This window comes from Rhizobium sp. BT03 (genome assembly GCF_030053155.1).
In the GTDB taxonomy this organism is placed as follows: Bacteria; Pseudomonadota; Alphaproteobacteria; order Rhizobiales; family Rhizobiaceae; genus Rhizobium.
Map to the genome: position 1 here is coordinate 578,238 of NZ_CP125640.1, position 13,632 is coordinate 591,869.

Here is a 13,632-nt window from a genome sequence, read left to right on the forward strand (position 1 = left end):
GAGCGGATCGCCGCCTTGGCATTGTCGTCGTGCCAGGCCAGCACTGCTTCGACTTCCCAGGCCGCATCTGGCCAAGCGGGATCAGGCCGGGCAGCATCGGGCCAAGCAGGATCAGGCAAGGCCGAACGGGGCCACATGGGATCGGCTTCCGGGATCTTCGCCGGCTGCATCAGTTCAACGCCAATGGCAATTGAACCGGACGCGGCAAGGGAGGCAGCGGCCGGCTGAGTTCGACCTTCCTCTGCCAGGCGGCGCGTCGCAGCTGATCGCGCTCGCGCGCCGCACGCGAAGCTTCGACAAGGGCTAGGGCGTTGGCGATCACTTGTTCCGTATGCGTCATGACCATCTCCAATGTTCATGTTTTGTTCTAAATTAGACTTTCAGCCGGAAAAGTCAAGTCGGGGATCTGCTGTTCAGGACGATGGATCAGATGGACGTTCAGTCCGCCGCTTCGATGACGGCGATGCCGGCTTCCTGCGCGGCTCTGATAAAGGATGCTCTCACCTCTTCCGGCGGGAGATCGCCGATGATCGCATCCAGGCATGACTTCACGGCTTCGAAATAGTCTTCGCCGTCATCGACCGGCCAATCGTGCAGCAGCGTGCGCGCGGCGTCCCACACAGAGTTAATAACGGCATAATGGCCGAGCCCCACTGAGGCCAAGCCGACCGGTCGAAAATGTGCCGTCTGTCTCACTTTACTACAGCTTTTCCAATTTCGGTGAGCTTACGAGTTAGAGATGCAATTTGCATGCCGTGGGGCGGGCGGGAACCGACATGCTCCTCGCCCCCTCCAGCCAGGCGCTTTGAGCACGCGCAACGCTTGAAGCGTCCCGATCGGCCCCGAGAAACCCGCGCCCAGTTACCAAACGACAGATTATGGTAAATATCAGGCTTCACCCTCCTGTTCCCCTCATTAAAATCCGGACTTTGCCTAGTATTCTATAGAATTTATAGCAACGAATCGACTTTTCCGGAAGCAACAGCCAGAATATTCATTCATTGATTGCGCCAAAGGTGGACGAGGAAGCATCCAGACCGTACAGTATCATTCCTTGCACGCGGCGGATCTGGGAGGACGCGCGATGCCTATTTTCATGGACCGGCACTTTCTCGAGGGAATTTCGGCGGCCGACGTTGCCCAGGCGCATCGCATGGATCTCGACATTCAGGATCGCTACGGCGTCAAGTTCCTCACCTATTGGTTCGACCAGCGGCGCGGGACTGCCTTCTGTCTCATCGATGCTCCCGACATGGAAACCGCCCAATGTGTGCATCGCGAGGCGCACGGCTTCGTCGCCGGCGAGGTCGTCGAAGTGGCTTTATCCGCGGTCGAGGCTTTTCTCGGCCGCATTCATGACCCCGAGCCGGCGCCTGGCCAATCCTCCGCCGATATAGATCCCGGCCACAGGGCAATCCTCTTTACCGATATCGTCGGCTCGACCGCGATGACGGCACGGCTCGGCGACCGCATCGGGACCGAAATGGTGAGAGCCCATGACGCGATCGTGCGCCGATGCCTCGGCCAGAATTCCGGCCGCGAAGTGAAGCACACCGGCGATGGCATCATGGCGGCCTTTTCCTCGACAACGGCGGCCGTCGAATGCGCCATGGCGATCCAAAAGGAATTCCAGCTTTACAACGGCGGCAACACCGAGCCGATCCATATCCGCATCGGGCTGGATTGCGGCGAGCCGGTCGAGGACAGCAACGACCTGTTCGGCTCGACCGTACAACTCGCCGCACGGCTCTGTGCGGCCGCTTCCAGCGACCAAATCCTCGTCTCGGAGAATATCTTTCGGGAATATGGTGCCGCCGATCTCTTCGGTCATGCCTCGCGCCGACGCCTCAAGGGCTTTTCGAAGCCGATGATGGTCTTCCGGTGCGACTGGGCGAATGGCGGGCTTGCTTGAGGTTCCGCCAAAATCCCCCACGGTCGCCTCTGCCTCATGCAGATGTTTGTCGTCACGCTTTTTTGGCGAAGAAATAGACGTCCGGCAGGCAGCCGCCATCAAAACCAAAACGCGCCGCAGATGATCTGACGGCGCGTTTTTGTTCATTCTCTCTATCAGGCATTGCCGATATTTCGATCGCCCATCAGCTGCTCGAATTTAGGGGCGCCCTCGACCTTGGCAAGCACACCAGACATCTTCAGAAAACGCCGGAAATTCTCGCGCGCAGCGCTCAGCGGGAAGCGCCCGCTGGCGGTGTCTCTGCACGCCTTCAACAGCGTGTCATATGCCAGACCTCGTTTGTCCTCCGGCCATTCATCCAGAAAATCGAAGATTTCATCGAGACATGTGATCTCCGCGATGAAATGTTGACGATGAAGCAAAACCGGATCGAACCGAGTTTCCGTCATAGTATCCTCCCATTTATATTACTTTTTTATGGCATAATATTACTGAAAAACCTTGATTCATTCAAGACAAAATCGGCCACCCTTACCCAAAAGCATCCGCAACTACTTCCATAACGGCAGAATAGCCCGATGAGCTTATCTTGAGTGAATTGATCAGCGATCAAGGTTCAAACGCACATGCTCAAGGTTGGCTGACCCATCGCACACGTGTTCAGCTAAGCGTGATCGAGCGCGCCGGAAGTTTTCGTATAGGCTCGTGACGGCGTGGTAGATTGTGACCAAGATCAACTCCGCAAGGGAGAGCCCAGATGAATCGATTTCTGACATTTGTCGCAGCCGGGGCGCTGCTCGGCGCGTCCGCGATTACGGCTTCCTGCACCTCGCCCGGCAAGCCCGATCGCGAGGATTTTCAGTACCAACGGGATACATCGATCAACCCGGCCTGCGCGGGCGGCTTCAGGCCCGGCAACGCGCGCTCGTGCAGTTATTGAATACCCCGGCGGCCCGACATTCGTTCAGCGCCTCGCGGCGATTGCCGGGCCGCCGAAGCAAGCCGCTGCCGAACCCCGCTTTGCGGGAGCGCCGCCGCGTTGCAGCAATAGGAGTGGTTAGGGAACCGCAAGCCCGCCCCGCAGTTAAGTCAACGGGTCACGGTTGGCTCAATTCAAACAGGAGAACGGTTCCCAATGAACAATTTGATCTGGCTTGTCGGCGCTGTCGTCATCGTGCTCGCAATTTTGAGCTTCTTTGGCTTTCGCTGATTTAAAGACCTTGCTGATGTAAATCGCGGCGATGGGGCCTTATCTCCACGGCGATCGGATGGAGATGGCACCCGCTGGCGCCGATGGATCGATAAGCTTGGGAGCGACTTGTCTCTCGTGGCCGGACGTTATTTGCGCGCCTTGTCCGCCGAGGTCGACCCGCGCTCCATCGCGTGATTCGTCAAAAAGAGGCCGAGGCGATATCGGATTGCGGTCCTATGCCGCTGGCCGCTTAAGTCGGAGTCTTTCCGGCATTAGCTGGCGCTCCGAACCAGTTGTTCATCGCCTCGCGGAGGCCATCCGTCGTCCCCTCGCCCACCCAGGCCACATAGCCATCGGGCCGGATCAGCACTGCGGTTGGGGCGGAGACTGCGCCCAGCGCCGGCAGTTCCCATGCGCCGTCATAGCCCGCGTCAACCAGTTGGACGCGGCCTGCCCATCGCGCGATGTTAAGGCTGCCGGGTGCGCCGAGATTCAAGAGCAGTGGCCGCGCATTTTGAAGCAGCGCATAGACGCGGTGCCGGCCATCGGGCGTGGTGAGGTCGAGGTCGGGCATGCGGCGGCCGAGCAGCGGATGCCCCTCGCCGAGGTCGTAATGGATCGCCAGCCCGGACATTTCGGCGGCGATCTTCTTGCGTGGCTCGTCCGTCGCGAGGAGTTCCAAGACGATGTCCCGCAAGGCTTCGGTGCGGTCATCGGTCCGTTGCAGCGCGACCTGCGCCATCGTCGTGCGCAGCACGCGGGCGGCCACTGGATGGCGCTCGGCATGATAGGTGTCGAGCAGGCTTTCAGGCGAAGTTCCCTTCACCACTTGCGCCAGCTTCCAGCCGAGATTGACGGCATCCTGCACACCGGTGTTGAGACCCTGCCCGCCCACCGGAGAATGCACATGCGCGGCATCGCCGGCTAAGAAAATCCGGCCCTTGCGGTAGGCCTCGGCCTGCCGCGACATGTCGGTGAACCTGGAAATCCACCTCAGGCCATGGATGCCATAATCCGTCCCGCAGGCGGCGATGAGGGCCTCCTTAAGATCGCCGAGCGTCGGCTCGGTCGTGCCGCCGGCAGTCTCTTCCGTCACCATGACATTGATCGGACCTTCGCTGGCGAAGACGACCTTGCCGTCACGGATTTCGTATTCCTCCCGGCCGAAGGCATGCATGCCGAGCGCCGTCCGATGGACGCCGAGCGGCGGCGGCTCCTCCATCTCGGCCTCGGCGAGAATATTGCTGGTCGTCGCATCCCATCCCGGAAATTCAATGCCGGCGATCTTGCGAACCAGACTGCGGCCGCCATCGCAGCCGACGAGGTAGGCTGCCCTGAGCTTGAAACCATCGGAGAGTTCGATGGTGACGCCGGTGTCGTCCTGCGCAAATCCGGTCAACTCGCGGCCACGATAGATCGTCACCGGCAGTTCGCCGATCCATCCGGCCAGAATGCGCTCGATATGCTTCTGCCGCAGCGCCAGCCCATAATTGTGCCGGGTCGGAAAATCGCTGATATCGAGCCGCGTCACGGCGAACCCGGTGACCTGGGCGATCTGCCCTTCCACGAGGAACCGGTCGACCACGCCCCGCTGATCGAGAACCTCGAGCGTGCGCGCGCTCAGCCCGCCGGCGCGCGAACCGACGACCTCCTGGTTCGGCCGGCGCTCGACGATGGCGACGTCGACACCTGCCAGGGCCAATTCGCCCGCCAGCATCAGCCCCGTCGGCCCGCCTCCGGCAATCACGACGGCATGTTCTCTCATCCGCAAACTCCTCCGTTCCGACTGTCCGAGGGCGATATAGGGGCTTCAGTGCTTCCGGGAAGCCAAATTGATCGGGCGTGCATGCCGTCGATCTGGGCTGGCGCAGGCCGTTCCCTATCAGGCTGGCTCGTGAGCCCGCTCACAAAGCCATGCGCAGAGCTGCCTGGGCGCGGGACGGGAGTCGCCGGCGCGCATCAACGCGAAATGCCAGGCCGGCCCGGTCAGCACATATGGGAAGGGTGCGATCAGCAGTCCTTTCTCCAAAAGCGGTCGAAACAAGGACGGCGACAACAGCGCCACGCCGACACCTGCCACCGCCGCACTGGCGTCCAATTCGTGCGTGGGATAATCGACCATCGCAAACCGCAGAGCCGGCGGCGTCTCGCATTGAGCACCCTGGAACCAGGCATCCCAATCCGGATGCGGCAAAAGCTCGAAATCGGCCAGCCCCTCCGGTCCGTTCAGGGTTCTCGTTCCAAGCAGTGAGGGCGCCAGCATCGGAGTTGCCTCGACCGGGGCGAGCTGATATTCGTCAAGCCCTTCCCATCCGCCACGCCCTGTCCGTATGGCGACGTCAAATGCGCTGGGATCGCGAATATCGGCGGAGACGTCGACCTCGATCGGTGATGTTCCCACGGAGGGATAGCGGGACAGCCGCGGGGCGAGCCAGCGCGAGGCGAATGTCGGCGGCGCCGTCAGCCGGAGCGGTGGCATGGCCGCCTGGAACTCATCAAGCGCGCCGGCAATGCCATCCAATGCCGCCCGAATTCGGCCCGCCAGAACAGCGGCGGCAGCCGTCGGCACAACGCGGCGCCCGGCGCGCCGGAACAGCGGCTGGCCAAGTTCGGTCTCCAACGACCGGGTACGCAGGCTGACGGCCGCTGGGGTGAGGCACAAACGCTCGGCCGCACGGGCAAAGCTGCCGGCAGAAACGCACGCTTCCAGAATTCGCAAGGACTCCAACGGCGGCCGCATCATCTCTTCGCTTTTGATGAGTTTTTCTTGTGATGCTCACAAGCAAAGCGCGTTTTTGGGACAGAGCGCTTGCAGCTAGGGTTGAAGTCAACAATAGGCGATCTGACATGACCCTGCAATCTCGGCCCTTATTCAGACTTTTCATGACACTTCATCCGGCGTTGGAGCTCGGCCAGACGCCGGCCGGAGGTCGCCGCATATTTTCCGTTTCCGGCGGATATTTTGAGGGCGAGCGCCTGAAGGGCGAAGTGTCGCCGCTGATTGGCTCCGATCTCCTGCTTGCGCGCGCAGACGGTACGTTTCAGCAGGATGTCAGGCTCCTGCTCGTCACCGATGACGGCGATTTGATCTTGATGACCTATCGCGGCATCAGGCGCTCCACCCTGGCGGTTGACGAGCGTCTGGCGCGCGGCGAAGCGGTTGACGCCTCCGAATATTATCTGCGGACAACTCCTTATTTCGAGACGGCCGCGCCACGGCACGCGTGGCTCAACCAAATCGTCGCCGTTGCGCAGGGCGGACGGTGTCCGGGCGGCGTTGAGTATGACGTATTTGAAATTCTCTAGATGAGCTACCAAGCCATCGGCGATGGGTAAGCATAATGACGCAACGGCTTCTCTCAGCAGAGGCTGATTCCGTGTCGCAGGTTGTTCTCCCTATAAATAGAGATCCCTACTGGTTGGAACGACTTGCGACAAGAGTTTCTGCCTTGCGTTCCAAAGCCAGGTTGCTTGCCGCTTGCTGCTTTCTTGCCGTGGAACCCGGCCGTTTCAACACGACCTGACCGGGTGGGAAGCCGCTGTCGCAGGTGCTTTCCCGGGTCACCGTTTGTTCTCAAAGGCCGATCAATCAAAAAGCTGGTGTGATGTGCCTCAACGCGGCGCCTGCGCCTTTTGCGGGATCGTCTCCGCCGCCGGCCGCTCGGACGGGTCGGCGGGATGGCCATAGAGGGTGTAAGCGGCACCCGCCAGAACGCCCAGGACGAGAAGAGCGAGTACGTACAACATCATCCCACGGATTGCCGTTTTCGGTGTTCTGTCCATGACGATCTCCAAGATTGCTCAGTGCTCAAATTCACTGCGAGCGCTTCCGGTTCCGAGAATGGAGGTCTGTCGATGATCGCCTTTCCCACCTACCGCGTTGCACTTCATCGAAGCCGCGACCGGCACACATAAGCCGCCGACCAAATGCCGGCGGCTTGAGACAGGCGATGTCTCGCTTACCAGGGCTGGCGGCCGTACCAGTCGTCGATGTCTCTCTTTGCACGGTCTTTTTCGTAACCGTAGCGCTCCTGGATCTTGCCTTCGAGCTGGTCGCGCTTGCCATCGATGATATCAAGGTCATCGTCAGTCAGCTTGCCCCACTGCTCCTTTACCTTGCCCTTCATCTGCTTCCAGTTACCTTCAACGCGATTCCAATCCATGGGTATTTCCTCCTATCGTTGGAATAGAGGAACGGGGATGAAGGGTAAGTGTTCCGATGGACAATGGGCGATTCGAAAACCCGATGGCGCGGGTCGATTTCATGAACAATCGCGTAGCGGTGGTGACGCGGGAACAATCAGATCCTGATCTGGTTTAACCTACACCCTGGTCCCTAGCGGAGGCGACGATGTGGGCAATCCTGATCGGTGCGGCCCTCATAATTGGAGGGCTCGTTTTTCTCTTTCGGTCGACGCTCAGCCGAAGGCCGAGTGACCCGCACCAGATGCCGCAAGGCGGCAGCACGCTGGAACCACGGCACCAAGGCCTCAGATTCCTCGGCGTATCGCAAAATTGGCCAGCCCTGGCTGTGATTGCGGTTGGCGCACTTCTTTTGGCTTTTGGCGGATATTCATGACAACGAGCTGCGCTCGACCGGCGACCTGCGCGTGGTGAAAGAGATTCTGCAGCGGATCGAGGCGACGCAGAAGCGGTTGACCAACTAAAACCGCCGTGTGAGGCGTGTGAGGAATTTCGCCTCACAAATCTCACAAATTTTCCGGTAAGTTATTGATTTTATGGTGAGAGCGTCGGGGTTCGAACCCGAGACCTACTGATTAAAAGTCAGTTGCTCTACCGGCTGAGCTACGCTCTCCCGCTCCGCGGGTGAAGCACCCCGGCTGAAGTGGGCGGAACATAGGCAGGCGACCCATTGCGGTCAACCGAAAAATTCGGCTTTTTCCGGCAGTCGGCACATTTCTTGCCGACGCAAGCCACATATCTTGCGAGCGCAAGCCACATATCTTGCGAGCGCAAGGCACACGACGAGAAATCGGCGGCGAGCAGTCATCGAATCTTTGGCGATGTTCTACGGCCCACAGCGGTTGTCGCTCCTGACCGCACGATCCGGACAGGCCGCCAATCAAACGCAAAAAGGTGATTGGCAATCCACGCCCTGCAAAGCTAGGAACAGGGCGCAGATTGCAGCCGGAGAGAATGTGTGTCGATTGCCGATATTTCCCTGTGGAGCGCGTTGATAGCAGGGGCGCTTTCCTTTCTTTCGCCTTGCGTGCTTCCCCTCGTTCCGCCCTATCTCTGTTACATGGCCGGCATCTCAGTCGAGCAGTTTCGCGGCGGCGGCGCGGTTGCGGTCGCGCCCGATATCAGGCGCGGCGTGCTGTTTTCGGCCCTGCTGTTCACGCTCGGCTTTGCCACCGTCTTCGTGGCGCTTGGCGCCGGCGCTTCCAGCATCGGCATGGCGCTTCGCCAGCATCTCGACCTGTTGTCGAAGCTCGGCGGGCTGATCATCATCGTCATGGGGCTGAATTTCCTCGGCCTCTTCCGGTTAGGGATCCTTGCCCGCGAGGCGCGCTTCCAGGGCGGCGGCAAGCCGGCGACGCTGACGGGCGCCTATGTCATGGGCCTTGCCTTCGCCTTCGGCTGGACGCCCTGCATCGGCCCGGTGCTCGGTGCGATCCTCGGCGTCGCCGCCTCGCGCGAGACGGTCGGTTCCGGCGCCGGGCTGCTCGCCGTCTATTCGCTCGGCCTTGCCATCCCCTTCTGGATCGCCGCCGGCTTCTCCGGGGCCTTCATGCGCTTCCTCTCGCGCTTCCGCCGCCATCTCGGCACTGTGGAAAAGGTGATGGGTGTCTTCCTCGTGCTGACCGGCCTCGCCTTCCTGTTCGGATGGGTCAGCGACGTGGCGATCTGGTTTCAGCAGACTTTTCCGATCCTGATGCAGATCGGGTAAATATCCCCCGGCAAAGCCGGGGGCTTTAGGATATGAGCCGCTCAAAGCGGCTTGAGCGGGACGCAATTGCGTCCCGACGGGCTGGAACCGCCTAAAGGCGGATAATTTCCACATTTCAAGTTGCTCCAGCCTCAAATCCTCTTTCTCCTGGTTGCGAATGTATTGCCTGATCGCTTCCTCGTTTCTCCCAACGGTCGAGACAAAATAGCCCCGCGCCCAAAAGTGCTGCCCGGCGTAGTTTCGTTTGCGCTCGGCATAGGTCCTGGCAAGGTGGATCGCACTCTTGCCCTTCATGTAGCCAACAACCTGGCTCACCGCATATTTCGGCGGGATCGACAAAAGCATGTGCACGTGGTCAGGCATCAGGTGCCCTTCCTCAACTCGGCACTCCTTCTGCTGCGCAAGTTGGCGGAATACCTTTCCAAGGTGCGGCCCCAATGTTCCATAGAGTGTCTTGCGCCGGTATTTCGGTATGAACACAACGTGATATTTGCACTCAAATACGCTGTGGCTTAGGCTTTCATAAGCGTCCATCGGTGTCGGTCCTTGTGTCTGCGTGGTGGCGACACTGCAAACCTTCATCGATGGACTGCCGGAACTGTCAAACTGCTACTGCCTCCCCGGCAAAGCCGGGGGCTCCCGCTGACGCTATATCAAGCACGGCCGGTCGATCGATCCGGTTCACGCAACCTGCATGACAAGACCTATGCGGTGGTATAGCTCGCCCTGTCCTTGGCCCCACTCCCCCTTATCCCTCGACCCAATCGATCGCAGACACGCCTCCGTGTAGCGTCGTCAGTGCCGTGTTTAAGGCGGCGGTCATAAGGAGACGAACATGAACCTTGAGACAAAGATGAGCCCTCGGCTCGACGAGTTGGTTCCGTCGCGCTACGCACTTAATATCGGCGAGATTGAGGTGCTGGTGGTCAGTGATGGAGTGCTGCCGCTCCCAACCGCAATGCTGGGCCACAACGCCGATCCGGCCGCCCGGGCGGCTTGGCTGAAAGACATGTACCTGCCGCTGGACGCTTTGGATTGGGCGCTCAACGTCGTCGTGGTGCGCAGCGGCGGCCAGACCATACTCCTCGACGCCGGGCTGGGGGTCGATCCGGACTTGCACTTGCCGCGAGCCGGACAGTTGATCAAGCGACTGGAGGCGGCCGGCATCGATCTTGCGACCGTGACCGACGTGGTGCTGACCCACATGCACATGGACCACATTGGCGGGCTGCTCGTCGACGGGGTTAAGGACCTACTGCGTCCGGACCTGCGGATCCACGTGGCCGCCGCCGAAGTCAAGTTCTGGGAGGCGCCCGATTTCTCCCACGTTTCCATGCCGCCGGGCTTCCCGGACGCGCTTCGGGCGGCTGCCAAGCAGTTCGCGAAAGAATACAGCGGCCATTTGCGGCTGTTCGACGAGGAGTACGAGGTGGCGCCGGGCGTGGTCGTCCATCGCACCGGCGGCCACACCCCCGGGCACAGCGTCATCCGCATCGCGTCCGGTGGGGACCGGCTGATGTTTGCCGGCGACGCCGTGTTCGCGGTCGGGTTTGAACACCCCGACTGGTATAACGGCTTCGAACACTACCCGGAGGAGGCGGCTCGCGTTCGGGTTCGTCTTTTACGGGAACTGGCGGAGACCGGCGAGCAACTGGTGGCCACTCACCTGCCGTTCCCGTCCGTCGGCCGGGTAGCGGTCGACGGCGACGCCTTTCGCTGGGTACCGGCCTTCTGGGACTACTGACCGCTCGTTAGGTTAGGCCTCAATAAAATTAGAGCGTTTCCGTCTTTCTTCGAACGACGAAAACGCTCTATCTCTTTGTTTTCACGCAACTCCAGCAAAACCGCTGTGCACTTTGGCTGGAATTGCTTTAAAGCGGATCCCTACCCGCCTGTAATCCCCGCGCACTGGAAGACCTCTTGGCCGATATCGTCAGCCTGCTCCTGCCGTTCTTCGGCTTGATCCTCATCGGCTATGCCGCCGCCAAGGCGACGAAGCAGCCGGCCGAAGCGCTCGGCTGGCTGAATACCTTCATCATCTATGCCGCCCTGCCCGCTCTGTTCTTCAAGCTCGTCTCGCGCACACCGATCGAAGAGCTGACGCGCGTCGATTTCATCGTCACCGATATCGCGGCCACCTATGCGGTCTTCATCCTGCTTTTTCTCATCGGCCGCCTCGTGCGCGGCAATTCACTCGCCGATTGCACAATCCAATCCTTCGCCGGCGCCTATGGCAATATCGGCTATATGGGTCCGGGCTTGGCGCTGCTGGCGCTCGGCGAAGGCGCTGCCGTGCCGGTGGCGCTGATCATCTGCTTCGAGAATGCGCTGCATTTCATCGTGGCGCCGGCGCTGATGGCGGCGGCCGGCGACGACAGGCGTTCCGCCGGACGGCTTGCCGCCGATATCGCCCGCAAAGTGGCGCTGCATCCCTTCATCCTGTCGACGGCGGCAGGTTTTGCGGTCGCCGCCCTGCATCTCGACCAGCCGCTGGCGTTTCAGCGGCTCGTCGATTACCTCGCCCAGGCGGCGGCGCCCTGCGCGCTGTTTGCCATGGGCGTGACCTTGGCGCTGCGGCCGCTGAAACGAGTCCCGGCGGAGATCGGCTACATCGTGCCGGCCAAGCTGATCCTGCATCCGATCGTGGTTTTCCTGGCGCTGACTGCTGTCGGCGGTTTCGAGTCAGTGTGGATCCAGGCTGCCGTGCTGCTCGCCTCGCTGCCGACGGCGACCAATGTCTTCGTCATCGGCCAGCAATATGGAGTGTGGCAGGAGCGCGCCTCGGCGACGATCCTGATCACGACGGTGCTTTCGGTGGCGACGGTTTCGCTGTGGCTGCTCGCGATCCGCTCAGGCCTTCTTCCGCTTCAGCTTTTCCCGTAGCGCATCGGGAATATCGCGGAAGCCCCGGCCGGGCTCGATGCCTTCGCGCATCACGATGCTGCGCAGCGGCGGAATGGCCGAGAGGATATGCAGGCCGGCGGCCCGTAGCATCTGCACCGGCAGGAAATCCGAGAGCAGCGAGCGGTTGAGAAGATCGACGCTTGCGGTGCGCGTCATGATGTCGGCACGGCGCTTGCGGTCGAAACTTTCGCCGGCATCGGCTGGCACCGGCAATTCCGCCCTGTCGCAAAGGATGTCGGTCAGCGCCATGATATCGCGCAGGCTGAGGTTCAGCCCCTGCGCCCCGATCGGCGGGAAGACATGGGCGGCCTCGCCGATCAGCGCGATGCGTCCCTTGCCGAAACGATGCGCCATCATGCCCGACAGCGGCCAGAGCTGGACGCCCTCTTCCACACTTACTTTGCCGAGCATGGACTGCATGCGCGCCTCAACAAGGAGGCCGAGTTCGGCAAGTGGCAATTCCATGCGGCTTGCTGCCTCGGCGGGATCCTGCACCCAGACCAGGCTGGAGCGGCTTCCCGGCAGCGGCACCTGGGTGAAGGGGCCGTGTTTGGTGTGGAATTCGCTCGAAATGTTCTGGTGCGGCAGGGAATGGGCGAAATTCAGCACCATGGCCGATTGCGGATAAGACCAGTTGCGCACGCCGATCCCTGATGTTTCGCGCAGTTTCGAGCCGCGACCATCGGCGCCGACGGCAAAATCGGCGAAAAGCGTCTCGCCGCCGGCTAGTGCGATCGACACTTTCTCGGCCGAGATCTCGATCGATTCGGCCATATCGGTGAAGCGGGTGATATTGCCCTCGTCGGCCGTGGCCTGTTCGAGGATCGCGGTCAGCGCCTTGTTGGGGAAATTATAGCCGAAGGCATCGAGGCCCACTTCGGCGGCGCGGAAGGTGGTGGTCGGCGCGCGCAGCAGCCGGTCGGTGCCGTCGATGATGCGCATGCTGGCAAGAGGTGCCGTCGCCGGGCGGAGCTTGTCCCAGAGCGCCAGCCGATCGAGAAAGCGGATCGACTGATCCATCAGCGCCGTGGTGCGCCGGTCCTCCTTTGCGGCAACGGGCGCCACCAGCGCCACGCTGCGGCCGCCGCGGGCGAGCGCGATTGCCGCGATCATACCGGCGAGGCCGCCGCCGATCACCGCCACTTCGAATGTCTTCATGCTACCGTTCCGTCATCGTGAAAAGACGGAGCGGCCGCTTATGCGGCCGGCTTCGCCTGACGGCGCCAACTATAGCCCTTGCCGGCTTCGGCGTCACGCACCGCCGGCTGATAATGATGGGGAATGGCGGGAAGACGGTTTTCGGAAAGCCGCTTCAGCGCCGTGGCATTGCTGACAGCAAAACTGTCGATGCCGACGCGCTGCATCAGCGGCACCTGATCGATCAGCACGTCGCCGACGGCGCGCAGCTCGTTGGTATAGCCGAGACGCTGGCGCAGCAGCGAGGCATGGCTGAAGGCGCGGCCGTCGTTGAAGGCCGGAAAGGCGACGGCAACGATGTCGAGGCGGGATAGATAGGGCTCTAGCCGGCGCACGTCGTCGGCCGGCTTGATCAGCACGCCGAGGCCGACATCATTGCTTTCGTCGGCCTTGGCGATCAGTTCGTCGAGGCCGAGCAGCGGCTTCTGCTCCCCGCTCGCCTTCACCTCGTCGGTCTCGATCACCCAGGGATCGTTCTCGACAAAACCGGTCTCTCTCCAGATCTTCGTCATCATC

The 13,632-nt window shown here is 61.2% G+C and carries 17 protein-coding genes, 1 tRNA gene and 1 pseudogene; 8 read left to right on the forward strand and 11 right to left on the reverse strand.

Annotated features, from left to right (window positions below; genetic code table 11):
- Nucleotides 1–169 precede the first annotated feature (169 nt).
- Both QMO80_RS02765 and QMO80_RS02770 read right to left on the reverse strand, forming a co-directional pair.
- Nucleotides 170–340 carry a hypothetical protein gene (locus QMO80_RS02765; RefSeq protein WP_010069037.1) on the reverse strand — a complete coding sequence of 57 codons (171 nt, stop codon included), beginning with the start codon at nt 338–340 and terminating at the stop codon, nt 170–172.
- A 98-nt stretch (nt 341–438) separates the two neighbouring features.
- Nucleotides 439–696: a DUF982 domain-containing protein gene (locus QMO80_RS02770; RefSeq protein ID WP_283198808.1), complete on the reverse strand. Its 258-nt coding sequence runs from the start codon at nt 694–696 to the stop codon at nt 439–441.
- A 388-nt stretch (nt 697–1,084) separates the two neighbouring features.
- Here QMO80_RS02770 and QMO80_RS02775 point away from each other — a divergent pair, with 388 nt between their 5' ends.
- Nucleotides 1,085–1,912, forward strand: a complete 828-nt coding sequence (locus QMO80_RS02775) for a nickel-binding protein (protein WP_283198809.1) — start codon at nt 1,085–1,087, stop codon at nt 1,910–1,912.
- Nucleotides 1,913–2,067: 155 nt separating this feature from the next.
- On the opposite strand, the gene QMO80_RS02780 is transcribed toward QMO80_RS02775, so the two are convergent.
- A complete protein-coding gene (locus tag QMO80_RS02780; RefSeq protein ID WP_049735564.1) occupies nt 2,068–2,361 on the reverse strand; it encodes a DUF982 domain-containing protein in 294 nt (97 codons plus the stop codon).
- A 308-nt stretch (nt 2,362–2,669) separates the two neighbouring features.
- Between QMO80_RS02780 and QMO80_RS02785 the strand changes: the two genes are divergently transcribed.
- Entirely contained in the window at nt 2,670–2,852 is a 183-nt protein-coding gene (locus QMO80_RS02785) for a hypothetical protein (RefSeq protein ID WP_283198810.1), read from the forward strand.
- Between the two features lie 502 nt (nt 2,853–3,354).
- Here the strand turns inward: QMO80_RS02785 and QMO80_RS02790 are convergent.
- Both QMO80_RS02790 and QMO80_RS02795 read right to left on the reverse strand, forming a co-directional pair.
- Nucleotides 3,355–4,869 (reverse strand): FAD-dependent monooxygenase, encoded by a 1,515-nt coding sequence (locus tag QMO80_RS02790; RefSeq protein ID WP_283198811.1) that lies wholly within the window; start codon nt 4,867–4,869, stop codon nt 3,355–3,357.
- 117 nt (nt 4,870–4,986) lie between these two features.
- A complete protein-coding gene (locus QMO80_RS02795) occupies nt 4,987–5,844 on the reverse strand; it encodes a LysR family transcriptional regulator (protein ID WP_283200094.1) in 858 nt (285 codons plus the stop codon).
- Nucleotides 5,845–5,951: 107 nt separating this feature from the next.
- Between QMO80_RS02795 and QMO80_RS02800 the strand changes: the two genes are divergently transcribed.
- Nucleotides 5,952–6,410, forward strand: a complete 459-nt coding sequence (locus QMO80_RS02800) for a DUF3237 domain-containing protein (protein ID WP_283198812.1) — start codon at nt 5,952–5,954, stop codon at nt 6,408–6,410.
- A gap of 306 nt (nt 6,411–6,716) precedes the next feature.
- Here QMO80_RS02800 and QMO80_RS02805 read toward each other — a convergent pair whose 3' ends face one another.
- Together QMO80_RS02805 and QMO80_RS02810 are read right to left on the reverse strand one after the other, a co-directional pair.
- Nucleotides 6,717–6,887: a hypothetical protein gene (locus QMO80_RS02805; RefSeq protein WP_283198813.1), complete on the reverse strand. Its 171-nt coding sequence runs from the start codon at nt 6,885–6,887 to the stop codon at nt 6,717–6,719.
- A 176-nt stretch (nt 6,888–7,063) separates the two neighbouring features.
- Nucleotides 7,064–7,267 carry a CsbD family protein gene (locus QMO80_RS02810; RefSeq protein ID WP_283198814.1) on the reverse strand — a complete coding sequence of 68 codons (204 nt, stop codon included), beginning with the start codon at nt 7,265–7,267 and terminating at the stop codon, nt 7,064–7,066.
- 188 nt (nt 7,268–7,455) lie between these two features.
- Between QMO80_RS02810 and QMO80_RS02815 the strand changes: the two genes are divergently transcribed.
- Complete coding sequence (locus tag QMO80_RS02815; RefSeq protein ID WP_283198815.1) at nt 7,456–7,683, forward strand: hypothetical protein; 228 nt, start codon at nt 7,456–7,458, stop codon at nt 7,681–7,683.
- A complete protein-coding gene (locus tag QMO80_RS02820) occupies nt 7,646–7,771 on the forward strand; it encodes a hypothetical protein (RefSeq protein ID WP_283200260.1) in 126 nt (41 codons plus the stop codon). Before QMO80_RS02815 ends, QMO80_RS02820 begins: the two co-directional genes overlap by 38 nt.
- A gap of 73 nt (nt 7,772–7,844) precedes the next feature.
- Here the strand turns inward: QMO80_RS02820 and QMO80_RS02825 are convergent.
- Nucleotides 7,845–7,920, reverse strand: a tRNA-Lys gene (locus QMO80_RS02825).
- Nucleotides 7,921–8,265: 345 nt separating this feature from the next.
- On the opposite strand from QMO80_RS02825, the gene QMO80_RS02830 reads away from it, so the two are divergent.
- The gene (locus tag QMO80_RS02830; protein WP_071086633.1) at nt 8,266–9,015 is read left to right on the forward strand and encodes a cytochrome c biogenesis CcdA family protein; all 750 of its coding nucleotides are present in this window, start codon (nt 8,266–8,268) and stop codon (nt 9,013–9,015) included.
- A 105-nt stretch (nt 9,016–9,120) separates the two neighbouring features.
- Here the strand turns inward: QMO80_RS02830 and tnpA are convergent.
- Nucleotides 9,121–9,549, reverse strand: a pseudogene (gene tnpA, locus QMO80_RS02835) (IS200/IS605 family transposase); the annotation flags it as partial.
- Between the two features lie 301 nt (nt 9,550–9,850).
- On the opposite strand from tnpA, the gene QMO80_RS02840 reads away from it, so the two are divergent.
- Nucleotides 9,851–10,759 (forward strand): MBL fold metallo-hydrolase, encoded by a 909-nt coding sequence (locus QMO80_RS02840; protein ID WP_283198816.1) that lies wholly within the window; start codon nt 9,851–9,853, stop codon nt 10,757–10,759.
- A 176-nt stretch (nt 10,760–10,935) separates the two neighbouring features.
- Nucleotides 10,936–11,898: an AEC family transporter gene (locus tag QMO80_RS02845; RefSeq protein WP_283198817.1), complete on the forward strand. Its 963-nt coding sequence runs from the start codon at nt 10,936–10,938 to the stop codon at nt 11,896–11,898.
- Here QMO80_RS02845 and QMO80_RS02850 read toward each other — a convergent pair.
- Both QMO80_RS02850 and QMO80_RS02855 read right to left on the reverse strand, forming a co-directional pair.
- Nucleotides 11,866–13,077, reverse strand: a complete 1,212-nt coding sequence (locus QMO80_RS02850) for a UbiH/UbiF family hydroxylase (RefSeq protein WP_283198818.1) — start codon at nt 13,075–13,077, stop codon at nt 11,866–11,868. The two genes, QMO80_RS02845 and QMO80_RS02850, sit on opposite strands and share 33 nt — an antisense overlap.
- A gap of 38 nt (nt 13,078–13,115) precedes the next feature.
- Nucleotides 13,116–13,628: a DUF934 domain-containing protein gene (locus tag QMO80_RS02855; RefSeq protein ID WP_283200095.1), complete on the reverse strand. Its 513-nt coding sequence runs from the start codon at nt 13,626–13,628 to the stop codon at nt 13,116–13,118.
- Nucleotides 13,629–13,632 lie beyond the last annotated feature (4 nt).